Annotated in this window: 17 protein-coding genes and 1 pseudogene; 9 read left to right on the top strand and 9 right to left on the bottom strand. The window is 63.6% G+C overall.

Annotation, left to right across the window (positions count from 1 at the left end):
* The first annotated feature begins 231 nt into the window (after nt 1-231).
* Nucleotides 232-906: a response regulator gene (locus tag IGX34_RS06795; protein WP_192554926.1), complete on the top strand. Its 675-nt coding sequence runs from the start codon at nt 232-234 to the stop codon at nt 904-906.
* Nucleotides 903-2309 carry a sensor histidine kinase gene (locus IGX34_RS06800; protein ID WP_192554927.1) on the top strand — a complete coding sequence of 469 codons (1407 nt, stop codon included), beginning with the start codon at nt 903-905 and terminating at the stop codon, nt 2307-2309. The genes IGX34_RS06795 and IGX34_RS06800 overlap by 4 nt, the downstream gene beginning before the upstream one ends.
* A 176-nt stretch (nt 2310-2485) precedes the next feature.
* Here the strand turns inward: IGX34_RS06800 and IGX34_RS06805 are convergent, their stop codons facing one another.
* From IGX34_RS06805 to IGX34_RS06815, 4 genes and pseudogenes are all read right to left on the bottom strand, one after another.
* Complete coding sequence (locus IGX34_RS06805) at nt 2486-4039, bottom strand: YadA family autotransporter adhesin (RefSeq protein WP_338015423.1); 1554 nt, start codon at nt 4037-4039, stop codon at nt 2486-2488.
* Nucleotides 4040-4231: 192 nt separating this feature from the next.
* Nucleotides 4232-4720 (bottom strand): annotated as a pseudogene (locus tag IGX34_RS22475) (ESPR domain-containing protein); the annotation flags it as partial.
* Nucleotides 4721-5379: 659 nt separating this feature from the next.
* Complete coding sequence (locus IGX34_RS06810) at nt 5380-6789, bottom strand: aspartate aminotransferase family protein (protein WP_192554929.1); 1410 nt, start codon at nt 6787-6789, stop codon at nt 5380-5382.
* A gap of 171 nt (nt 6790-6960) precedes the next feature.
* Nucleotides 6961-7659 carry an MtnX-like HAD-IB family phosphatase gene (locus IGX34_RS06815; RefSeq protein ID WP_425598779.1) on the bottom strand — a complete coding sequence of 233 codons (699 nt, stop codon included), beginning with the start codon at nt 7657-7659 and terminating at the stop codon, nt 6961-6963.
* A gap of 169 nt (nt 7660-7828) precedes the next feature.
* Between IGX34_RS06815 and IGX34_RS06820 the strand changes: the two genes are divergently transcribed.
* From IGX34_RS06820 to IGX34_RS06835, 4 genes are all read left to right on the top strand, one after another.
* Nucleotides 7829-9277: a TolC family protein gene (locus IGX34_RS06820; protein WP_338015424.1), complete on the top strand. Its 1449-nt coding sequence runs from the start codon at nt 7829-7831 to the stop codon at nt 9275-9277.
* A 232-nt stretch (nt 9278-9509) separates the two neighbouring features.
* The gene (locus IGX34_RS06825) at nt 9510-10643 is read left to right on the top strand and encodes an ABC transporter permease (RefSeq protein ID WP_192554932.1); all 1134 of its coding nucleotides are present in this window, start codon (nt 9510-9512) and stop codon (nt 10641-10643) included.
* Nucleotides 10644-10645: 2 nt separating this feature from the next.
* Nucleotides 10646-11386: an ABC transporter ATP-binding protein gene (locus IGX34_RS06830; protein ID WP_192554933.1), complete on the top strand. Its 741-nt coding sequence runs from the start codon at nt 10646-10648 to the stop codon at nt 11384-11386.
* A complete protein-coding gene (locus tag IGX34_RS06835; RefSeq protein ID WP_192554934.1) occupies nt 11383-12282 on the top strand; it encodes an efflux RND transporter periplasmic adaptor subunit in 900 nt (299 codons plus the stop codon). The genes IGX34_RS06830 and IGX34_RS06835 overlap by 4 nt, the downstream gene beginning before the upstream one ends.
* Nucleotides 12283-12626: 344 nt before the next feature.
* Here the strand turns inward: IGX34_RS06835 and IGX34_RS06840 are convergent, their stop codons facing one another.
* The 5 genes from IGX34_RS06840 to IGX34_RS06860 form a co-directional block, all read right to left on the bottom strand.
* Complete coding sequence (locus IGX34_RS06840) at nt 12627-13946, bottom strand: glycosyltransferase (RefSeq protein ID WP_225737267.1); 1320 nt, start codon at nt 13944-13946, stop codon at nt 12627-12629.
* The gene (locus IGX34_RS06845) at nt 13939-17940 is read right to left on the bottom strand and encodes a non-ribosomal peptide synthetase (protein WP_192554935.1); all 4002 of its coding nucleotides are present in this window, start codon (nt 17938-17940) and stop codon (nt 13939-13941) included. Before IGX34_RS06845 ends, IGX34_RS06840 begins: the two co-directional genes overlap by 8 nt.
* Nucleotides 17941-18454: 514 nt before the next feature.
* Nucleotides 18455-18772: a non-heme iron oxygenase ferredoxin subunit gene (locus IGX34_RS06850; RefSeq protein ID WP_192554936.1), complete on the bottom strand. Its 318-nt coding sequence runs from the start codon at nt 18770-18772 to the stop codon at nt 18455-18457.
* A complete protein-coding gene (locus tag IGX34_RS06855; RefSeq protein WP_192554937.1) occupies nt 18769-19317 on the bottom strand; it encodes a GNAT family N-acetyltransferase in 549 nt (182 codons plus the stop codon). The genes IGX34_RS06850 and IGX34_RS06855 overlap by 4 nt, the downstream gene beginning before the upstream one ends.
* A 27-nt stretch (nt 19318-19344) precedes the next feature.
* Nucleotides 19345-19686 carry a hypothetical protein gene (locus tag IGX34_RS06860; RefSeq protein WP_192554938.1) on the bottom strand — a complete coding sequence of 114 codons (342 nt, stop codon included), beginning with the start codon at nt 19684-19686 and terminating at the stop codon, nt 19345-19347.
* A gap of 148 nt (nt 19687-19834) precedes the next feature.
* Between IGX34_RS06860 and IGX34_RS06865 the strand changes: the two genes are divergently transcribed.
* The 3 genes from IGX34_RS06865 to IGX34_RS06875 all read left to right on the top strand — a co-directional run bounded on the left by IGX34_RS06865 (nt 19835) and on the right by IGX34_RS06875 (nt 21582).
* Nucleotides 19835-20407, top strand: coding sequence for an RNA polymerase sigma factor (locus IGX34_RS06865; RefSeq protein WP_192554939.1), 573 nt, complete (start codon nt 19835-19837; stop codon nt 20405-20407).
* Nucleotides 20404-20859, top strand: a complete 456-nt coding sequence (locus IGX34_RS06870) for a hypothetical protein (protein WP_192554940.1) — start codon at nt 20404-20406, stop codon at nt 20857-20859. Before IGX34_RS06865 ends, IGX34_RS06870 begins: the two co-directional genes overlap by 4 nt.
* Nucleotides 20860-21273: 414 nt before the next feature.
* Entirely contained in the window at nt 21274-21582 is a 309-nt protein-coding gene (locus IGX34_RS06875) for an XAC0095 family protein (RefSeq protein ID WP_192554941.1), read from the top strand.
* The last annotated feature ends 221 nt before the right edge of the window (nt 21583-21803 follow it).

The following is a 21803-nucleotide window of genomic DNA, read 5'->3' on the forward strand; positions in this document are numbered from 1 at the left end:
CATCCCAGCGAAAGCTGGGATCCCGTGCCTTGTGCCATCAAAGACGCTGGATCCCAGCTTTCGCTGGGATGACGAGCCTCGGGCTACGCACCTCTTCTGTCTGTGCGCCCATGCCTGCAGGCGTTAAGCTGCGCAATCAACAGGCCACGCAAGCCGCACGACGACATGGAACGCAATGGAATTCATGGACATGCCGCCCGCGCACTGCAGGCCTGATGGAGCCCGAGAACCATGCGTATCCTGATAGCCGAAGACGATCCCTCCATTGCCGCCGGCGTCAGCGCGGCCCTGCGCCAGGGCGGCCACGCGGTCGACCATGTCGCCGATGGCGTGCGCGCCGACGCCGCACTGAAAGACACCCCCTACGACCTGCTGGTACTGGACCTGGGACTGCCCAACCTCGACGGCAGCGAAGTGCTGCAGCGGGTACGCCGCCGCGGCAGCAGCCTGCCGGTGCTGGTGATCACCGCCCGCGAAGGCCTGCGCGAACGCGTACGCGTGCTGGACCTGGGCGCCGACGACTACCTGGTCAAACCGTTCGCCCTGGCCGAATTCGAAGCCCGCGTGCGCGCCCTGCTGCGCCGCTATACCACCCAGGGCGCGCCCGAGCTCACCCTCGGCCGGCTGCGCCTGGACCTGCCCGGCCATCGCGCCTGGGTCGACGACACCCCGCTGGAACTCACCGCCCGCGAGTTCGGCCTGCTCGAAGCCCTGGCCGCACGCCCCGACCGGGTCACCAGCCGCGCGCAGCTGATCGAAGCGCTGTGCAGCTGGGACCAGGAGCTCACCGACAACGGCCTGGATATCGCCATCTACCGCCTGCGCCGCAAGCTGACCGATTCCGGCACGCAGGTGCGTACCATCCGCGGCCTCGGCTATCTGCTGGAAGAGGTCAAGCAGGCATGAACCAATGGCGCTGGGGACGGCAGAGCCTGCGCCGGCGCCTGCTTACCACGGTGATGGTGCCGCTGGTGCTGTTGTTGCTGTTGAACAGCCTGATCACCTACGTCGGCGCGCTGATTTACGCCAACTACGTGCACGATAAAAACCTGGTCGACGATACGCTCACCCTGGTGCAGTTGATGGCCAGCGAAAGCCCCGACGACAAGGTCACGCGCCAGGCGCAGTTCCTGCTGGAATACGAACCGCAAGGCCGCAACTACTTCAGTGTCTTCAGCCGCAAGCACGGACTGATCGCCGGCAACGCCAGCCTGCAGCCGCCCAGCGGCCTGTTCACCGACGGCAACGAGCCGCAGCTCTACAACGTGCACATCGAAAAGCACGCGCTGCGCGCCGCCAGCATCCAGATGATCGATCCGCACGATGCCGGCGACCAGCTTGAAGTGACCATGGCCGAAACCCTGCATGATCGCCATGTCGAAGCGCAGCAGATCCTGCTGCTGAGCATCCCCGCACAAGCATTGCTGATCATCGCCGCCTTTTTGCTGGTGTGGCTGGGCGTACGCACCGGCCTGCGCCAGCTCGATCCGCTGACCAAACAGCTGGCCAATCGCGAACACGACCTAGCGCCAATCGGCGACCACGACGTGCCGGTGGAAATCCTGCCGCTCACCCGCACCATCGACGGCCTGTTCGCACGCCTGCGTGGCATGCTGGCGCTGCACGAACGCTTTATCGCCGACGCCGCGCATCAACTGCGTACGCCGCTGGCCGGCCTGAGCGTGCACGCCGAGCGCGCCCAAGGCAGCTCCGATCCCGTCACCATCGGCGATGCGCTCAACCATATCCAGCGCCTGATCCACCGCGCCAACCGCACCTCCAGCCAGCTGCTGGCACTCACCCGCGCGCAAACCACCGAGCACGAAGCCGGCGACAGCGAATTCCTCGATCTGGCGCAATTGACTCCCGAGCTGGTCGGCCAGCGCGTGCACGAAGCACTCGCCGCCAACATCGACCTGGGCTACGACGGTCCTGCCGGCCCGCTTTGGATCGACGGCGACCGCCACCGCCTGCAGGAACTGCTCGACAACCTGATCGACAACGGCCTGCGCTACGCCGGCAGCGGCGCGGTGATGACCGTGATGCTCACCCGCGACAGCGACGGCATCTGCCTCGCCGTGGAAGACAACGGCCCCGGCGTACCGCCCACCTGGATCGAACGCCTCGGCGAACGCTTCTTCCGCGTCCCCGGCAGCGATGAAGAAGGCAGCGGCCTGGGCCTGGCGATCGTGCAGCGCATTGCCGAATGGCACAACGCACGCGTGCGCTATCTCAGCGCCAGCAGCAAAGGCGGCTTGCGGGTGGAGATCGTTTTCCCCCCAGCCACACCACCCACGAAACACACGTAAGTTGGGTTAACCCTGAGGTGATCCGGGTGTAACCCAACGTAGCTTCATCCCGGCCATCAAGCATCGGTGAATTACCCGGATCAAGCCGGGATAACCCAACCTACGCATCGCGCGTTCCACAAAAAAGGCCGGCATCCATCGATGCCGGCCACAAGCAAACACACTACTCGCCACCCTTACCAGCCAATAGCCATACCCGCACCCACCGAGGTATCCCGGCCCGACGTCGAACCACCGAACGACACATTCAAGTTCGGGGCGATCTGGTGGGAATACCCCACGGCAAACGCCGACTGCCCACCCTGCGTACCCACGCCCACGCCGACGCGATTGAGCTTGTCCACGCCCTGCGCACTGAACGCCATCTGCGAATAGGCGGCACTCATCGCACCCATGCCATTGATGCGGCGATCGACCTGCTCGAACTGGCCACGCGCCCAATCCTGCACGCCGTTGACGGCATCCTGCACCTGGCCCCAATTGGCCGCGTCGGTGCGTTCGGTGCCAGCAGCCACATTGGTGATCTGGCGCTCGTTGCCGGCAGACCCTACCGATACCGTGTTGTCGCGATCGGCCGTGGAGTTCGCACCCAGCGCTACCGAGTTGTTACCCGTTGCGCTGCTGTTGGAACCTACAGCAGTGCTGTTGGTACCCGACGCCACGGCGTTTGCGCCACTCGCGGTACTGCCGCTGCCGGATGCCACCGCATTGGCGCCCGTTGCGGTGGAGTCCGTACCCGAGGCCACAGCATGACTGCCCGAAGCGGTGCTGTTGTCGCCGCTGGCAGTGGCGTCCACGCCCACCGCCGTGCTGCCGCTGCCTGAAGCAGTGGAGCCTTCACCCACCGACGCACTGTTCGTACCGGTACCCGGCGACGTGACCGAACCATTGCCCGTGATCGAACCGTCGGCAATGCCCTGCAAAATGCCGTTGACGTTGTCGTTGAGATTATTGACCTGGCCGTTGAGCGTATTGATCTGGTTGGTGAAGTTCTGCTGCAGGTCGAACAACTGGCCGCCGTTTACCGCTTCCGAGCTGCCATGCGCGATCGAGCCATTGGCGAGGTTTCTGATCACCGTACCCTTGGTGCCGCCCAGCATCGCACTGCTCATGGTCAGATCGTCGTACGTCAGTGCTGCGAGGGTGTTGCCGTTGCCGTCCATCAGGCCCACGGCCTTGAGCTGCGCGATCGTTACCGCATCCGTGTTTTCAGTGCCATTGGCCAGGCCACCCAAGACACGGCCGCCATCGGTGCCTGCAATGCTGATTGCGCTGCCGCCGGTGCCAGCTGCCACGGTGATCGCATGGGTATCGGCATCTTGCTGCACCAGACCCAGCGAGCCGGTCTGCAAGGCGGCGATATCGTCGCTGTTCGTCTTGACGTTGGCATTGGTGGCATACAACTGCGCACCGGTCACCGCATCGGTACTGTTCTCGGACAGGCTGCCGGCGGACAGACCGGTCAGCTTGCGCGTCAGCGCCTTGCCGTCCTTCGTACCTGAAAAATCTACCGTATCGCCTTCGCTACCCGACGCCACTGTGATTTTCTTGGTGGTGGCATCCTGCTGCACCAAGCCAACGGTGCCGTTGTCGATCCGGCCCTGAAGCGCATACAGCTGCGCACCATTTATCGCGTCTTTACTGGCGCTGCTTACCTCGCCGTTCGCAAGGCCGGTGAGCGTGCGCGTAAGAGTACTGCTGCCGATAGAGACTGTATTGGCAGCGCTCACGGTCGAGCCATTCCCGAGTGCAACAGAATTAGCTGCATTTGCAGCAACTTTTGCACTCGATCCGATAGCTGCCGCACCTGTCGAGGTAGCATCGACAGAAGACTTGTCACCAAAAGCCAAGGAACTTGTAGCGGCCGCAGATGCTTCATTGGACAAAGCAATCGCATAAACTCCGGTCGCGGATGCATACCTTCCGACCGCAACCGCCTGACTTGCCGTCGACTTGGATCCAATACCAACTGCGATAGAGTCAACGGCATTGGTGCCACCCGAAACAGCACCATCTCCTATCGCAATAGTCCCGGAACCCGTGGCACTGGCATTGGTTTGTGTGCCTGACGATGTATTGTAAGTAACCTTGATAAGGTCATCAGCCAGCGCCGCACGAGGTGCAACCGCTCGCTGATCGACTCCACCTTGGCCACGGGTATTGGCTACACACGTATTCGAAGTGTCATACACGCCAAGCCGTCCATCTGCCATGGTGCATGCTGCCCCCGGAGTTGCAGCACTACCGGTATCCGCAAACGCCGAGCCACCAGTGAAACTAAGACCAAGCACAGCCGTTACTGCCATCGCCACTGCTGACGCCGACTTCTTTTTGCGCCCCTTGGCCAACTCCGACGCCACCACCCATTTACCGGTCTCGGCATTCCAAACAACCCGATAAATTGCATTCATAAAAAACTCCCAGTCATTAAACGAGCGCGCACTACCCCGTCGCGCGGCCGGCCAGCCGGGCGATGCGATGACGCAATCAGGATTTGCAAACCTCGCGAACGCACAACAGCGAACGCGAAGGGAGCTGGATAATAGAAATACGACTAGTCGTTATTGAACTGGAAAAAACCAGAATTTGCCGCTCACGGCGCAAGGCATAAAAAAAGGCGGTGCCGAAGCACCGCCTGATTGCCAAGACCCCTGCATGGGCATACGGCAAAAAACCCGCACGCAGAACACGAACGCACATTGGGAGGGTGCGCGCGGGATGGTCATCATAGAGTTCAAGCTATCGTGCGCATCCTGGAAAAAACTAGTAATCGGTGATGCACGGATTCGTCCCGCACTGTCGCCGACTACCTATTGATTCGCAGCCTGAGCCCGGGATTTTCGCGGCTATCCAATGACGTGCCAGATGGCAGCGATGCACGGCAAGCTCGTGCCTTAACCCAGCCTCCGTTGCCTACGCAGCAAAGGGAATACTGCTCACGGCAACTTGCGCGCAAAAAAAAGGCGGCGCGTAAGCGCCGCCGTGTTTGCCAGGTTCCCCTGCATGGGAAGTTTCGACAAAAAAACTCGTGTCCCGCAGCGAACGCAGCAAGCTGCATTCGCCCACGTCATTACATCGCCTTCTTCGCCTTGGTCAGCAGCTGGTCGAGCAGCGCCACGGCCAGATCGATTTCCTCGTGGGTGATGTCGAGCGACGGCGCAAACGTGATCACGTTCTTGTACCAGCCGCCCACGTCCAGCACGAGGCCGATCTTCTTGCCGTTATGCTCCAGGTCCCCAGCGAGGCCGATGTCGACCATCTTGTCCAACAGTGCCCGGTTGGGCGTGAAGCCATCGTCAGTGCAGATTTCCGCGCGCAGCGCCAGGCCCAGGCCGTCGACGTCGCCGATTTCCTTGTGGCGCTTCTGCAGATCCTTCAGGGCATCGAGGAAGTGCGCACCCTTGGCCGGCACGGTCGTTTCGTAATCCAGCTCGTAACCCATCTTGATCACTTCCAGGCCCAGCGAGGTGCCGAGCGGGTTGGAATTGAAGGTGGAATGGGTGGAGCCCGGCGGGAAGATGGTGGGGTTGATCATTTCTTCGCGCGCCCACAGGCCGGACAGCGGATTGAGGCCGTTGGTGAGTGCCTTGCCGAACACGATGATGTCCGGCGTGACGCCGAAGTGCTCGATCGACCACAGCTTGCCGGTGCGCCAGAAACCCATCTGGATTTCATCCACCACCATCAGGATGCCGTACTTGTCGAGCACCTTCTTCAAGTCTTTGAAGAAGTGGCGCGGCGGCACCACGTAGCCGCCGGTGCCCTGGATCGGCTCAACGTAGAAAGCGGCGTATTCGGCCTGGTTGACCTTCGGATCCCACACGCCGTTGTATTCGGTTTCGAACAGGCGCTCGAACTGGCGCACGCAGGCGTCGGAGTATTCATCCGGCGTCATGCCCTTGGGGCGACGGAACGGATACGGGAACGGAATGAACATCGCGCGTTCGCCGAAATGGCCGAAGCGGCGGCGATAGCGGTAGCTGGAGGTGATCGACGACGCACCCAGGGTGCGGCCGTGATAGCCGCCCTCGAAGGCGAACATCAGGCTCTTGCCGTTCTTGTAGTTGCGCACCAGCTTGAGCGAATCCTCCACCGCCTGCGCGCCGCCGACGTTGAAGTGCACGCGGCCCTTCAGGCCGAATTTTTTCTGCGCGTCGACGGCAATGGTCTTGGCCAGCTCGATGCGGGTCTGGTGCAGATACTGGCTGGCCACCTGCGGCAGCACGTCGATCTGGCGCTTCAGCGTGTCGTTGAGGCGCTTGTTGCCGTAGCCGAAGTTGACCGCGGAGTACCACATCTGCAGATCGAGGAACGGTACGCCGGCCGTGTCGTACATCCAGCTGCCTTCGCCGTGGCGGAAGATCTTCGGCGGATCGACGTAATGCACGGTGTCGCCGAAGGAACTCCATTCGGCTTCGTCGGCGAGGAGTTCGGCGTCGGGGATGACGTAGCCGGCGGCGTTTTTGTCGTAGGTGTTCATGGGCGGGATTCAGGAATGGATGAAATGGAGGGTGATGCGTGATCGTTCCCGCGCAAGCGGGAATCCAATGTCGGTTTGTGCATCAGAGCAAAATGGATTCCCGCTTGCGCGGGAATGACGTCTCCGAGGAACCAGCATCACGCAGAACGGTGAGCGCTTCGCGCGCTCGAATCAGAAATTCGACACCGCCGGCAACGGCTGCTGATGCTCGGCCAGCAGGCTGCCATCGAGCAAACGCGGCAACAGGTCCAGCGCATCTTCGAAACCGGTGATCGGCACGTACGGAATGCCGGCTGCGCGGCAATGCTCGATCAGGCGGTGCTTGGCGAACACGAAATCGACGCGATCGGCAGCGCAGAAATCCGAAGCGCCATCGCCGATCAGCAGGGTCTTGCCGCCCTGGGTGCGGGCCTGCGCCGCACAGGCGCACTTGCAGGTACCGCTGCGGCAGCCTTCGGCCTGGAACGGCGAGGTGAGCTGCCACTGGCGCGGCGGCGTGGCCGGCGCCAGATGGTTGGCGGCCAGCGGCAGGTGATCCAGGCCGTAGCGGCCGAGAATGCGGTGGATGGCGTAATCCAGGCCGTCGCTGACGATGCGGATCGGCGTCTTGCTTTCCGCGCAGCGCGCGACGAACGCCGGAAACGCATGGTCGATCCACAGGCCTTCCAGGTGCTTGTCCAGCTCGTCCTTGCGCATATCGAGCAGGGCGACCTGCCCGCTCATGCACTCGCGCGAGCCGATGCGGCCGGCGCGCCATTCCTGTTCCAGGGCTTCCCATCCTGGGCGACCGAAACGGTCAAGCAGCGAGTCGATTACGTCTTCGACAGAAATGGTGCCGTCGAAATCGCAGAGGATGTTCCAGGAAGTCACGTGCAAGCTACCCCAGCAGTAAAACCAGTATCAGAGGCTGGCATCTTGGCCATTACCCCCTTTCGGTCTCCTTTCCGGCTGAGCAAGCCTCGCGTAAGTAAGCCAAATCTTGGCTATGAGCGGATATGCTTACGGTTTGCTTGCACGCCTTTCACAACGGTCCCCGCCCGTGCACCACGCCAGCCCGCGTAAATCCTTTCGCCTTGGCGGCCTGCCCCGCCTGCTTCCCGCGCTGGTACTGACCGTGCTGGCCGGGTGCCGCGCCGCGCCGCTGCCGGAGCTGAAGCCGCCGCTGCCCCAGGCCTGGCGCAATACGACGGCTGCGCCGGCCGGCGCGCCCGCGCCCGATCTGCAGGGCTGGTGGCTGGCCTTCAACGATCCATATCTGAACTCGCTAGTACAGCGTGCGCTGGCCAACAACCTGGACGTGGCCGCCGCCAGCGAACGCCTGCTCGCCGCCCGCACGCTCTACAAACACACCGACGACAAGTACCTGCCCAGCCTGCGCGCCGATACCAACCAGGTGATCGAGCCCAACGCCAGCGCCTCGTATTTCATTGCCGGCTTCGACGCGCTGTGGGAGCTGCCGTTCTTCGGCGCCCTGAAAAGCACGCATCGCGTGGCCAGCGGCAGCCTGGATACCGCCCAGGCGCAACTGCATGGCGCGCATGTGACCCTGGTGGCCGAGGTGGTGCGCTGCTGGGTGGAACTGCGCACCGCGCAGCAACAGGCACAGCTGCTTGGCGCCGTGCGCGATGCCGACCAGGCCAGGCTGCAGCTGCTGCAGGTACGCGGAAAACTGCAACTGGCGCCACCGACTGAGGTGGCCAATGCCGAAGCGGAGCTGGCCCGCGCCGAGATGGCGCTGACCGAGCCGCAGCGCGCCATCAACGCCAATGCCCAGCAGCTGGCCGTACTGCTGGGCCAGCCCGAGCCCGATCCCGCCTGGCTGGACCAGGGCGGCAGCCAGCCGCAGCTGGGCGATTTGCAGATCACCAGCGCACCGGCCGACCTGCTGCGCTCGCGCCCGGAAATCGCCCTGGCCGAAGCCGATGTGCTGCGCGCGGCCGGCGAGGCCGGCATCGCCCGCGCCGACGTGTATCCGCATATCGGCCTGGGCAGCTCACTGGATTGGTCGCTGACCATTCTCAGCCATCACAACGTATTCCGTTCCGGCGAGGGCATTTTCTCGGCCGGTCCGGTGGTGGATATGCCGCTGTTCGACTGGGGCCTGCGCGTGGCGCAGGCACACGCCAAGAACCACGCATTGCAGGCCGCCGTGTATGCGTACCGGCAAGCCGTGCTGCAAGGCGTGGCGGAAAGCGAAACGGCCATGGGCGATCTGCAGCAATTGCATCTGCGCGAAGTCGCCGCCGAACAGGCGGTGCACGCGGTGGACAGCAATGCGGCGGCGCAGGCGAAGCGTGCGCAACTGGGTCTGAGCAGCGGACTGGACCAGCAGGATGCCCTGATCGCGCAGCAGCATGCACAACTGGAATTGCTGGCCACGCGTGCGCAGCGCGATCTGGCATATGTGTCGTTGTACAAGGCGCTGGGTGGCGCGCCGCTGCCCTCGACCAGCGTGGCTGCGGATTACCAGCACCAGGGTGATCGCTGATGGATGCCATGACGCCCCTCACCTCGCGGCAAGCGCGGACAACCCCACCCCAGCCCTCCCCTGTCGAACCGGGGAGGGAGCGCATCGGCAAGTGCGTTGCTGCAACAACCTTGCGTAATCCACTCCCTCTCCTACGTGTAGTAGGGGAGGGTTGGGGTGGGGTGAAGCCCTCACACTCGCGGCAAGCCCAAACATCCCGTCCAGCCAAACAAACAAAGGAGCGAGCCGGCTGATGGTCGCCCTCGCCCGCAAAACCCTGGTCCACGAATGGCGCCGCTTTCTGCCGGCGATCCTGGCCGTGGGCTTCGCCAGCCTGCTGCAACTGCTGCAGGCCGCACTGGTGCTGGGCATCTTCGGCAGCGCCAGCGTCTACATCACCGGTTCGTCCGCCGACTTGTGGGCTGGCTATCCGGGCACGCAAAGCGTGAACCTCGGCCGCCCGATCAGCGAAGACGTGGCGATGCGTCTGCGCATGGATCCGGATGTCACCAAGGTGGAACCGTTCCGCTGGGTGGATGCGGACTGGCGCGGACCGCGCGATACCGGCGGCGTGTCGGTATTCGTGTCCGGCATCGACACCAGCTCCGACGCCATGATGTTTTCCAAGGCGCTGGCCCCTGCCCTGCGCGCGCGCCTGAACGAGCCCGGCGCAGTGATTGTGGACAAGGCGGATCTGGACAGCCTCGGCGTGAACATCGGCGACACCGCCGCCATCAACGGCCAGCGCGTGCGCGTGGTCGGTGTCAGCAGCGGCCTGCGCGCGCTGGGCGGCGTGAATATCGTTTCCTCGCTGGAAACCGCGCGCGTGCTGGACGTGGCACCCGAAGATGCCGGCATGATGACCTACTTCGTGGCCAAGCTGCGCGATCCGCACAAGGCGCGGCAGATTGCCCGGCGCCTGAGTGGCTCCAACACCTTCGGCCCCTACACCGTCTGGACGGCCAAAGCCTTTGCGCGCCGTTCCCAGCTTTACTGGATGCTCGATACCGGCGCCGGTGCCGGCGTGCTGTTCCTGGCCGGCATCGTGTTTCTGGTCGGCGCAGTAATCACCAGCCAGACGCTGATCGCCGCCGTGATCGGCTCGATCCGCGAATACGCCACCTTGAACGCACTGGGCGTAGGCCGCGGTGCGCTACGCAAGGTGATCATGGAACAGGCCTTCTGGGTCGGGCTGCTGGGCATCGTATGCAGCATCGTGATCGGCATCGTGCTGCTGATCATCGCGCGCAACCGCAGCGTGCCGATGGAAATGCATCCGCTCACCGCCGGCGCCTGCCTGGCGCTGAGCATGGCGTTGGCGATCGTGTCCGGCCTGGCCGCCATGCGCAGTCTGCGGCGTGCCGATCCGGCGAGCTTGTTGAGGTAAGCATGGCAGCCACCTCGACCAACCCGGCGCTGCAGGCGCTCAACGTACGCAAGTCATTCGTTTCCGGGCGCCTGGAAAGCACGGTATTGCACGACCTCACACTGGATGTGCGGGCCGGCGAACTCACCTTGATCGCCGGTCCCTCCGGCTGCGGCAAGAGCACGCTGCTGGCCATTCTCAGCGGCTTGCAGCCGGCCGACGCCGGTCAGGTGCGCGCGCTCGGACACGAGCTGGGCGGCATGAGCATGCGCGCTCTAGAGCATTTTCGCCTGCAGCACACCGGCTTCGTATTCCAGGGCTTCAACCTGTTCCCGGCCCTGTCCGCGCTGGAACAGGTGGAACTGCCGCTGAGCTACATGGGCCTGGCCAAAAGCGCCGCACGCCGCCGCGCGGTGGAATCGTTGGAAGAAGTAGGCCTGGGCCCGCGCATGCAACTGCTGCCGGCCGAACTCTCCGGCGGCGAAAAACAGCGCGTGGCGATTGCGCGCGCATTGGCCAAGCAGCCGGAGCTACTGTTCGCCGACGAGCCCACCAGTGCACTGGATGCCGCCAACGGCCAGATCGTGATCGATATCCTGCACCGCATTGCCCGCAACCACGGCACCACCGTGCTGTGCGTCAGCCACGACCCACGCCTGGTCGGCCACGCCGACCGCGTGCTGGCGATGGAAGACGGCCGCATCCTGAGCGACCATGTGCCCACGCCCCCTGCCGAACCCAAGGCCAAGGAGCCTTCTGCATGAACCTGCGTCAGCTTCGCCTTCCGTTCGCCTTGCTCGCGGCCGCAGCACTGACCGCCTGCTCGCACGACGATGCGCCGGCAGCTAGCAGCGCCCATGCACCTGCCTACTCAGCGATTGCACGCGGACGCATCGATATCGAAGGCGGCCTGCTCAAGCTCACCATGCCCAGCGAAGGCGTAGTGCAAAGCGTGGCTGCACACGAAGGCGAACAGGTGCACAAAGGCCAGTTGCTGGCTCAGGTCGATCCGCAGCCGGCCAAGCTGGCGCTGGATTCCGCCCTGGCCGAACAGCAGCAGGCCCAGGCCCAGGCCGATGGACTGGAGCAGCGCGTAAAAGCCGCGGATCTGCGTGCTTCGCGTCTGCAGCAAGCCGCCACCGCCGGTGCGGGCGACATGCAAAGCGCCGACGATGCGCGCGATGCCGCCCGCCAGATTCACACCGAACTCGAAAGCGCGCACGCCAACGTCGCGCTCGCTGCGCAGAAAGTGGCCAGCGCCCGCTATCAGCTGGAACTGCGCAGCCTGCACGCGCCGGTCGACGGCCAGATCGTACAGCGCATGGTGCAGCCCGGCGCTTCCGTATCCCCGGCCACCGGTCCGATCTTCGTGATGCTGCCCGATGCACCGCGCATCGTGCGCGCCGAACTCAACGAATCCTTTGTCGGCGTAGTGCACGACGGCATGGCGGCCGAAGTGGATGACGACAGCGGCAGCGGCATGGCGCCGGTGCAGGCGCATGTGCTGCGCATCGGCAATGTGTTCGGCGCCAGTACGCTGGAAGACGATCCGCAGGTGCGCGCCAATACGCGTACGGTGGAGTGCGTGCTTACGTTCGACCAGGCGCCGGCGATGCCGTTGCGGATTGGGCAGCGGGTGGTGGTGAAGTTCGGCAAGTAGGGTTGCCGAGTCTGGCGTGGCACTCGTGCTCACTTAGGCACAACACCTGCCTTGTCCCCGTAATGCATGCAGCACGTAGGTTGGGTTACTCCCGGACTTGATCCAGGGGTAATCCAACATGGTCGTGCGGCATCGTTGGGTTACGCTGCGCTAACCCAACCTACGCAGCTGGCTATAAGCACCACTCCTTCCTCAGGCCTCATTCTTGAGTGCCGTCATTCCCGCGAAAGCGGGAATCCATGTTGCTTCGATGCAAGAGCGAAGATGGATTCCCACCTTCGTAGGGCAGCACGTAGGTTGGGTTAGCGCAGCGTAACCCAACATGGCTGTGCGGCATCGTTGGGTTAGGCCGCGCTAACCCAACCTACGCGGGTCGTGTCGTTGTCGGCGTGGGGCAGCAATTCCCATTGCCGCAACCATGCGATGGCGTGGGCCACGCCGTCTTCCGCACGCACCCTCTGCCCCAGTGACGCCGCCGCTCCGCGCATCACATTGTCCACGGCCGTTTCGATGCCGGCTGCCAGCGTCTCAGCGTTCAACTTCCGGCGATCCACGATGGCCGGCGCCGCGCCCTCGCGCTGCAGGCAACGCGCCCAGAACGGCTGGTCGCCGAAGAACGGCACGATCACCGAGGGAATGCCGGCGCGCACGGCTGCCGCGGTGGTACCCGCGCCGCCGTGATGCACCGCCGCCGCCATGCGCGGAAACAGCCAGTCGTGCGGCGCGCTGCGGATAAAGAAGATCTGCCCGTCCTGCGCACCTTCTTCGCCGGACAATCCGCCCCACCCGGTCGAGAGCACGGCACGTTGCCCGCTCTTGCGCACGGCATCCAGCACATGGGCGGTGAACTGCTCGGCGCCGTTGCTGATCATGCTGCCGAAGCCGACATAGATCGGCTTGGGCCCCGCCTCGAGAAATTCGCGCAACGCTTGCGACGGCTGCCATTCGGGCTGGTTGAGAAACCAGTAGCCGGTGATCTGCGCGGTATCCGGCCAATCGGCCGGCCGTGGCACCACATGCCGGCTGAAACCGTACAGCACACGATGCTGCCGCACGCGCGGCCCGTTCCAGGGATAGCGCGGCAAGCCGAGTTGCGGCCGCAACACATCGTTGATGGCCGGCTTCATCGCGTACCACATCATCATCCGCAGCACTTTGAACATGGCCATGTTCAGCGCCGGCGGCAACTTGCCGGCGCCGGACAACACCAGCGGCGGCACCAGGCGCGATGGCGTCAAAGGCTGCAGTTGCGCATTCACGAAAGGAATGTCGCGCGCTTCGGACAGTGCCTTGGCCAGCAAGGAGCTGGCCCCCACGCCCACCAGCAAGCCCGCCCCCTCGGATGCAGCCATGCCTTCGTCCGCCCAATGCATGGCCCACTGGCGATAGAAGCGGCGCGAAAGCCGCACCATCGCCGAGAGATCGAGCCCCTGGTCGGAGAGCTCCGGATAATCCCGATGCAGGGTTTGAAAATTGGCGGTCAGCGGACGGAAGTCCAGGCCGTTGCCGCGTACCAGGCTTTCGAAATTGTCGCTGGTGACAATCCGCACCGGATAACCGGCACGCTGCAAGCCCACGCCCAACGCCACGCAGGGCCGGATATCGCCCTGCGTGCCCACCGTGAAGATCGCGATGGGCGCACCATGATGGATGGCATCACGCATAAGCCACGCCTCCCGTCACCGGCTGCGCCGTATTCGCCAGTGCCGGCAGCGCTGCCGGGGCGTGAATCGATGGCAGCGCATGCAACCGCTGCATCACCAGCTTGCCGATCTGCGCTGCGTGCGCGGTATCCAGCATGGCCTGGTGATGGCAGGCTATTTCCTGCACATCCAGCCAGCCATCCACATACGGGCGCCACGCGTCAGGCTTGTCGTACAGCTGCCCGCTCAGATCGACTTCCTTGAGTGCCGCATGCACAAACAGCACGTCGCCGTCGAATCGCTGCGGCACATGCTTGCGCGCCAGCAACAGGTTGTTGAGCGTGACCGCCGAGACATGCTCGATCAGGCGCGGATCGCTGCGGGTGATCTCCTGCACCAGCGGCATGTTGAAAACGCCGTACTCGCGGCATAGCAGATCGGTAAGCGCAGCCAGGTTCGCCGGCGGATTTTCCGCCTGCCGATGGAAGCCGAGGAAACGCAGGATCGACGGAATCTGCCGCGCCGGGTCGGCGGTCTCTTCGATCACGAAGGGATACGCATCGAGCAAGGCGAGGAATTCCACCTGTTCGCCTTCGGCCTGCCATTGCGCGGCGATTTCATGGGCGATCAAACCGCCCAGTGACCAACCGAGCATGCGGTACGGCCCTTCCGGCTGGATGCGCCGCATCTGCGTCCGGTAATCCGCGGCGATCTGCGCAATGCTGCCGGGCAAGTTTGCGCCGCCGCGCAAGCCGCGCGATTGCAGCCCGTACACCGGCAGCTTGTCATCCAGATAGCGCAGCAAGCTGGCATAGCCCCAGCTCAGTCCAACCGCCGGATGGATGCAGAACAACGGACGTTCGCGCCGCGCCACACGCAACGGCAATACCGGATCCAACGGATCGCTGCTGCTTTCCGCACGCTGCAGATACACGGCAAGACCGCCGATGGTGGAGGCTTCGAAAAAGCTGGCCAGCGGCAGTTCCATACCGAAGTGTTCGGGGAAGCGCGCCACCATTTCTGCCGCCGTAAGCGAATCGCCGCCAAGCTGGAAGAAATTGTCGTGCAGCCCGATCCGCTCCACGCCCAGTACCTGTTGCCACAGCGCCGCGAGTTTCTTTTCGATCGCCGTCACCGGCTCGGCATAAGCCGCCTTGCTCGAACGTGTGGGTGCCGGCAACGCCTGGCGATCCAGCTTGCCGGTGGCGGTCAGCGGCATCGCATCGAGCACCAGCATCTGCGCCGGGATCATGTATTCGGGCATGAACATCGCCAGGTGCTGACGCAGCGCATCGGCACTGGCATGCATGCCGGCCCGCATCACTACATAGCCGACCAGGGCAGCCGCGCCGTCTTCTTCGCGATGCACCGCCACGGCAGCTTCAGCCACCGCAATGTGCCGTGCCAGCCGGGATTCGATTTCGCCCAGCTCCACGCGGTGGCCGCGGATCTTCACCTGCCCGTCCGCGCGCCCGACAAAATGCAGCAACCCCTGGTCGTTCCAGTACACCAGATCGCCCGTGCGATACATACGGCTGCCGTCGCCGGCAAACGGATCGGCGAGGAAGCGCGCCTCGGTAAGCTGATGGTGATTGAGATAGCCCTTGGCCACGCCGGCACCGGCGATATACAGCTCGCCGATGGCACCGGTCTGCACCGGCTGCTGCTCCTGATCGAGCACATACAGGCGCGTGTTGCGAATGGGACGTCCGATCGGCGGCGCCTCCATGCCTACCTGGGTCACTTCGATGGCGGTGGAAAGCACCGTGGTTTCGGTGGGCCCATAGAGCTGGGTCACACGAGCAGTGTGCTGGAGCAGGCGTGCGGCCAGTTCGGCGCTCAGCGCTTCGCCGCCGATCAACGCATGCAGATTCTGCAGTTGCGCATTCGGCGCCGCCAGCAATACACGCCACAGCGAAGGCGTCGCCCACATATGCGTGGCGCGGTGCTGCTGCAGCAAGCGCAGCAGGGCCGGCGGCTGGCGCACGGTTTCCGCATCGGCAATCACCACGCTTGCGCCTGCCGTCAGCGGCAGGAAGCGCTCCAGCATGGCGATATCGAAGATCATGGTGCCGATCGCCACGAAACGATCCGTCGCCGTCAGCGCCAGCTGTTCGCGCATACCCTGCAGCAGGTTGCACAGATTGCGGTGGCTTACTTCCACCCCCTTGGGCTGTCCGGTGGAACCGGAGGTGTAGAGCACATAGGCAGTGCCTTCCTGGGTGGAAAGATCCGGCTCCGGCGCATCCAGCTCCGGCACCGCATCGATCTGCTCCGGTTGCAGCAGCAACATGCCGCCCAGGCCGTGCCGCTCGCACAAGGCCGGCGAGGCGATCAGCGCAATCGGCGCGGCATCGTCCAACATCATGCCGATGCGTTCGGGCGGACCATCCGGATCCAGCGGCAGGTAAGCAGCCCCCGTACGCATGATGGCCAGCAACACAATCGGCCATAGCTCGCCGCGCGGCAGCATCACCGCCACGATATCGCCGGGCAATACGCCATCGGCGATCAGCTGCCGCGCCTGCAACACACTGCGTGCGTGCAGCTCTCGATAGCTCACCGTGGTCTGTTCGAAGATCAGCGCGGGCGCATCCGGCGTAAGCTGCGCCTGGCGCGCAATCTGCGCCGGCAAGCTCTCCGCCGCCAACGGCGCGGCAGTGGCATTCCAGTCCTGCAGCAGGCGCTGCCGCTCCTGCGCACCGAGGATGTCGATCCGGCGCAATGCCTGCTGCGGCTCGGCCAGTACACCATCCACCAGCAGCGCCAGGCGGCGGCGATGTTCGTCCAGCTCGGCCATGCTGTACAGCACCGGATTGGCGTCGAGATCGAAACGCAGGTCGCTGCCGTCGCCGCGATCGTAGACGAAGATGGTGAGATCTTCGCCCGAGCCGTTGGAAACATTGTGCGAAATCACGCCGGCACCGGCGAACTGCAGCTGATAGTCAAACGGCTCGATATTCACGCCCAGCCACGCAATATGCTTGCCCTTGCCGATCAGATTCAGATCGCGGCGCAAGTCTTCATAGCGATACTGCTGATGACGCAGCGATTGGCGCACCACCTGCGCCACCTGCGCAAACAGATCGATGGCCGTCGTCTGCGGCGTGAAGCTGAGCCGAATCGCAATGATATTGGCCACCATGCCCGGCGTACGGCGCAACGCGCCATTGAGCCGCCCGGATACCGGCATGCCGATCACCAGATCGTTCGCACCGGTGGCACGGTGGTAATACGCCGCCACCAGCGCGATCAGCATCTGCGGCAGGCTGGTGCCGGTTTCCTTGCCCAGCGCGTGCAAGCGTTGCACGGTAGCGCGGGACAAATGCCCGGTGCTGCGGCGCAGGCCGCCCATGCTGTGATGCGGACCCAGCCGCGCCAGCGATACGGCATCGGGCAGCTCCGCCAGCTTTTCCTGCCAGTACGCCCGATCGCGTCGTGGCCGGTCCGATTCGCGATACGCCGCCTCGGCATCGATCAGCTCGCCGAGCGAACCGAACTCGCAAGCCGCCGGCTCGCACCCCTCGACATAAGCCGTATACAACTCCGCCAGCCGGCGCGCGATCAAGCCGCCGCTGTAACCGTCGTACACAATGTGATGCGCGCGCTGATACCAGTAGTAACGATCTTCGGCCGCCTTGAACAAGGCACTCACCCACAGCGGATCGTTGGCCAGATCCACCGGACGGCTCAGCTCCGCCAGCATCCAGGCCTCGGCCGCAGCGCGCGGATCGGCTTCGTGGCTCACGTCGATATAGGGGAAATTGCCGTTGTAGGCCGCCCGTACGATCTGCCGCGGCTGGCCTTGCTGCTCGATCACGCTCAGGCGCAAAGTCTCCGCCTCGCACGTCACCTGCAACAAGGCGCGGATGAAAAGCTCCGGCTGCACCGCGCCGCAGATCTCCAGCATCTCGGCAATATTCAAGGTGGCATCGGCCGCACCGATCTTCTGGCCCACCCACAATCCACGCTGCGCCGTGGTCAACGGCAGCGACATATCCGGCTCGAGGTTCATTGCGCAATCTCCTTGCGGATACCTGACATCAGCCCTGGCGGCACCCGCGTTTGTGACTCACACCATTACCCCTGGACACACTCTTCCCGGCGCAGATCACTGCGCTGTTGTTGTTATGGGCAAAACTCACCCGTCACGGCCGCCACAGCACCATGCAAGGAGACACTCGGGACACGCTGGATACGGCGAATCAGACGACTGCCGACGCATTGCCGGCTGACGCCACTGGCTAGACCTGCTCCCTCTTGTGCGCGGCGAACGCCCGGCCAACGCGAAGACCCGCTACATCGATGTGCGCAACATCACACTCGACGCAAACATCAAAAACTTATGTTGCGATGTATCAATTTTTCGATGAAAGAACCGTCAACAGTGCACACACACGCGCACAAAAAAACACATGTCAAAAGCGTGACATGTGGTGCGAATGAAGCGTGAAGAATATCGATATGAAAAAAAGCGCCGCATCGTTGGCACGATGCGGCGCTTATTGTGTATCTCTCAATGCAGCGTATCAGCGATCGTCGCGCGTCCAGATCAAGCCATCGCTTTCGCGCACGGGAAAACGGTGAATCGGCTCATACGCCGGTGGACATGTTGGCTGACCCGTACGCAGATCGAAGCGCGCACCATGCCGCGGGCATTCCACTTCAAAGCCGATCACATCGCCGCCGGCCAGTTCGCCGCCGTCGTGCGTGCAGATATCTTCCACCGCATACAGATCGCCATCGACATTGAACACCGCAATGGCGGTGCCGCCATCCCACACCACCTTGAATTCACCGGGCAGCAATTCCGAACGCGTGCCCACTTCCACCCATGCTTCGCTCATGCGCTCACTTCCGTAAAGGCCTTGATCATCAATTCAAAACGCAAGTCATCGCGGCGCGGAACACCCACGCGCTCGTTGCCATAAGGGAACGGTGAATACTCACCGGTGCGTCGATAGCCACGGCGCTCGTACCAGGCCATCAGCTCGCCGCGCAGATCAATCACCTTCATATGCATGGCGCGGCACTGCCACACCTCGCGCGCATACCGTTCGGCCTCGGCCAGCACGCGCCTGCCGAGACCCGCGTTCTGCCGCAACGGGTCGACGGCGAACATGCCGAAATAAGCGGAGTGACCGTGTTGCTCGAGGTGGCAACAGGCGAGCAGCGCATCGCCTTCGTGCATCAGCAGGATCGTGTTGCCCGCCACCGCCAGCAGTTCGCTGACCAGCTGCGCATCGGTGCGGCGACCATCGAGCAGGTCCGATTCGGTAGTCCAGCCACGCCGCCCCGAATCGCCCCGATAGGCGGACTCGACCAAGGCCACGATGGTATCGGCATCGGCGGGCGCGGCAACGCGGAAGGTATAAGCGGCATCGACAGTCATCGCCGCATGATAAGCAGCGCCGCCGCCTCAACCAAGCCCAAGCCGGCGCGACAGGAAGAAGTAAACCAGCGACCCCACGCCGAACGCACCCAGCAGCAAGGCCACCACGCCAGGGGTGACGGTGCTCCAGCCGGCCAGCTGGATCGCCCCGAAGGCCAGCGCCTCCGCCGCCACCACAATGCCCCAGCGCAACGAGGCACCACGCCGGATATGCTCCTCGCTGCGCACGATCGTCTCGATCAGCTCCTTCGAATCGGTCGCCTGCAACATGCGGATGCGCACCCGCGCCTCCACCAGCAGCTTGATCGCGTAGCTGATGGCGAAGGTAATGCAGACAAACAGCACGATGGGGACAAAGGTTTTATCCATGTTGTTCTCCTCAGGTTCGGCCGGCCCCCGGGCGGGGTGCCTTCTGGTGCTAGAGATACGGCCAGGGTCCCCGCGGTTGCAGTGCACCCCGCTGCAACCGGCGGCCCGGATGGCGTATCTATAAGCCCATCCTGGATCCTGGCGCCGCATGAGCACCTCTCCCGACCGCCCACTGGTGGAAGCCGTACTGGCGAAGGCGCCCGGCGCCTTCGAGCGGCTCGTGCGCGAGTACCAGGCCCTGTGCTGGCACATCATCTACCGCATGGTGCGCCACCCCGAGGATGCCCGCGACCTGTGCCAGGAAACCTTTCTGCGCGTGCACCAGAGCCTGCACCAGTACCGCTTCGAGAGCTCGCTCAAATCCTGGATCGGCCGTGTGGCCTACACCATCACCCTGCGCCACCTGGAGCGCAAACGCATCGCCATCGTCGACCAGGCCGGCGACGAAGACACCCCCAGCCTGCTGGAAAACATCGGCGACGGCTTCGACCTGGAAGCCGCCTACATTCGCAGCGACACGGCCGGCCGCCTGCACACCGCCATCGAAGCATTGCCGCCGATGCAGCGCACCGTTCTCACGCTCTACCATCTGGATGAATTGCCGATCGAGGAAATCGCCACCATCACCGGCCTCGCCAGCGGCACCATCAAAAGCCACCTATTCCGTTCCCGCCTGCGCCTGCGGGCGATTCTGGAAGCGGCGCAAGGAGTCGAATCATGAACCAGCCCCCCAACCCTCCCGTCGACGAACGCGAGTGGTCCTTGCAAGAACAGGCCTTGCGCGCCGAACGACTCGGCCTCGATCCCAGCGCCGATGTCGAACTGCAACGCTATCGCGGCGTGATGCGCGCCCTGCGCGAGCCACTGGACATGGAACTGCCCGCGAACTTCGCCGCGCAGATTGCCAAACGTGCACGCCAGCGCACGTCACTCAATACACGCCTGGAACTGTGGCTGAGCAATGCCCTGCTTGGCAGCATGGGCGTCCTACTGCTTGGTGTGGTGATCACCTACGGTGGGACATGGCTAAAGCTTACACAAGCCGCCATGACTGCCTACGGGTTGATGAGTCCGTGGTTGTTGGCACTCGTCATTGGCATGGTTTTGCCTGCATTACTCGGCAAATTAAGCGTCGCTGCGCCCAGGCTTCCGCGGCAGCCGCCCTCGCATTAGTCAAAATCCGATTACTCGGCTTGCCAGTTTTCCCCGACAGACAGGTGTACCCGCAAGTGCGAAAGTCGCACTGTCGGGCGCGCTTCTGTTATTTGAACCAAGCAGCGCGCCCGACATGATGTGAAAAGCGCGGATTGCATGGGCGAGCACCCACACAATCCGCTGGCCACAACCAACCAGAGTTAGGAAATTAGTTATGGTTACATTCGATCATACGGCACGTGCATGTCTCCGTGCCTCCGCAGTGCCCGTCCCCACTGCTTCACCGTTGTCCAACTCAGACAATGTCGAGCCCCTAAGGGCTTCGTGTCGAACCGGATGCGCAGCTTTCCGGCATTGACCACAGGATTTTTCCTGTAAGCCCTGCACGCCGTGCGCAAGGTGCGGCGTGTTTACCAACATGGAGCAAAGACAATGAACGATGCACGACATGCAGCGGCAGCCGGGGTTTGCCTGGCGCTGCCGGAACAGGCCCATAGCAAGCTGGCGCAATTGCGCGATCACTTGGGTCTATTGGCGCAAATGACTTACGCAGTGACGAAAGAAGAGGAAGACGAACTGCTGGAAATTCGGCGTTCCGTGTTGGGCACGTGTTTCGAAATGGCCGCCGTGCAACTCGAAGATGCCCTGCACGCCGTAGAACACGCCAACCGCACGAACCACCGCTCTTCCTCCTCTCCCCTGCGGGGAGAGGATCGAGGTGAGGGGCCACCCTCGCCGTAAATCAACATCGAAGCCGCGCTTCGAACCACCATCGCCGCAAGAGTGTCCCCCTCACCCCAGCCCTCTCCCCGCAGGGGAGAGGGAGCAGAGCGCGCCGCGAACACACCCGCTGTACGAGCCACCGCTCTTCCTCCTCTCCCCTGTGGGGAGAGGATCGAGGTGAGGGGGCAGCCTCGCCATACATCAACATCGAAGCCACGCTTCGAACCACCATCACCGCA

This window comes from Dyella acidiphila (assembly GCF_014863405.1).
GTDB lineage: Bacteria > Pseudomonadota > Gammaproteobacteria > Xanthomonadales > Rhodanobacteraceae > Dyella_B > Dyella_B acidiphila.

Excerpts from the sequence above, each read along its gene's own strand:
- IGX34_RS06855 (WP_192554937.1), bottom strand. The coding sequence starts at position 19,317 with ATGACTGTCGATGCCGCTTATACCTTCCGCGTTGCCGCGCCCGCCGAT.
- IGX34_RS06835 (WP_192554934.1), top strand. The coding sequence starts at position 11,383 with ATGAACCTGCGTCAGCTTCGCCTTCCGTTCGCCTTGCTCGCGGCCGCA.
- IGX34_RS06870 (WP_192554940.1), top strand. The coding sequence starts at position 20,404 with ATGAACCAGCCCCCCAACCCTCCCGTCGACGAACGCGAGTGGTCCTTG.
- IGX34_RS06825 (WP_192554932.1), top strand. The coding sequence starts at position 9,510 with ATGGTCGCCCTCGCCCGCAAAACCCTGGTCCACGAATGGCGCCGCTTT.
- IGX34_RS06865 (WP_192554939.1), top strand. The coding sequence starts at position 19,835 with ATGAGCACCTCTCCCGACCGCCCACTGGTGGAAGCCGTACTGGCGAAG.
- IGX34_RS06875 (WP_192554941.1), top strand. The coding sequence starts at position 21,274 with ATGAACGATGCACGACATGCAGCGGCAGCCGGGGTTTGCCTGGCGCTG.
- IGX34_RS06860 (WP_192554938.1), bottom strand. The coding sequence starts at position 19,686 with ATGGATAAAACCTTTGTCCCCATCGTGCTGTTTGTCTGCATTACCTTC.
- IGX34_RS06830 (WP_192554933.1), top strand. The coding sequence starts at position 10,646 with ATGGCAGCCACCTCGACCAACCCGGCGCTGCAGGCGCTCAACGTACGC.
- IGX34_RS06795 (WP_192554926.1), top strand. The coding sequence starts at position 232 with ATGCGTATCCTGATAGCCGAAGACGATCCCTCCATTGCCGCCGGCGTC.
- IGX34_RS06850 (WP_192554936.1), bottom strand. The coding sequence starts at position 18,772 with ATGAGCGAAGCATGGGTGGAAGTGGGCACGCGTTCGGAATTGCTGCCC.
- IGX34_RS06810 (WP_192554929.1), bottom strand. The coding sequence starts at position 6,789 with ATGAACACCTACGACAAAAACGCCGCCGGCTACGTCATCCCCGACGCC.
- IGX34_RS06800 (WP_192554927.1), top strand. The coding sequence starts at position 903 with ATGAACCAATGGCGCTGGGGACGGCAGAGCCTGCGCCGGCGCCTGCTT.
- IGX34_RS06840 (WP_225737267.1), bottom strand. The coding sequence starts at position 13,946 with ATGCGTGATGCCATCCATCATGGTGCGCCCATCGCGATCTTCACGGTG.
- IGX34_RS06845 (WP_192554935.1), bottom strand. The coding sequence starts at position 17,940 with ATGAACCTCGAGCCGGATATGTCGCTGCCGTTGACCACGGCGCAGCGT.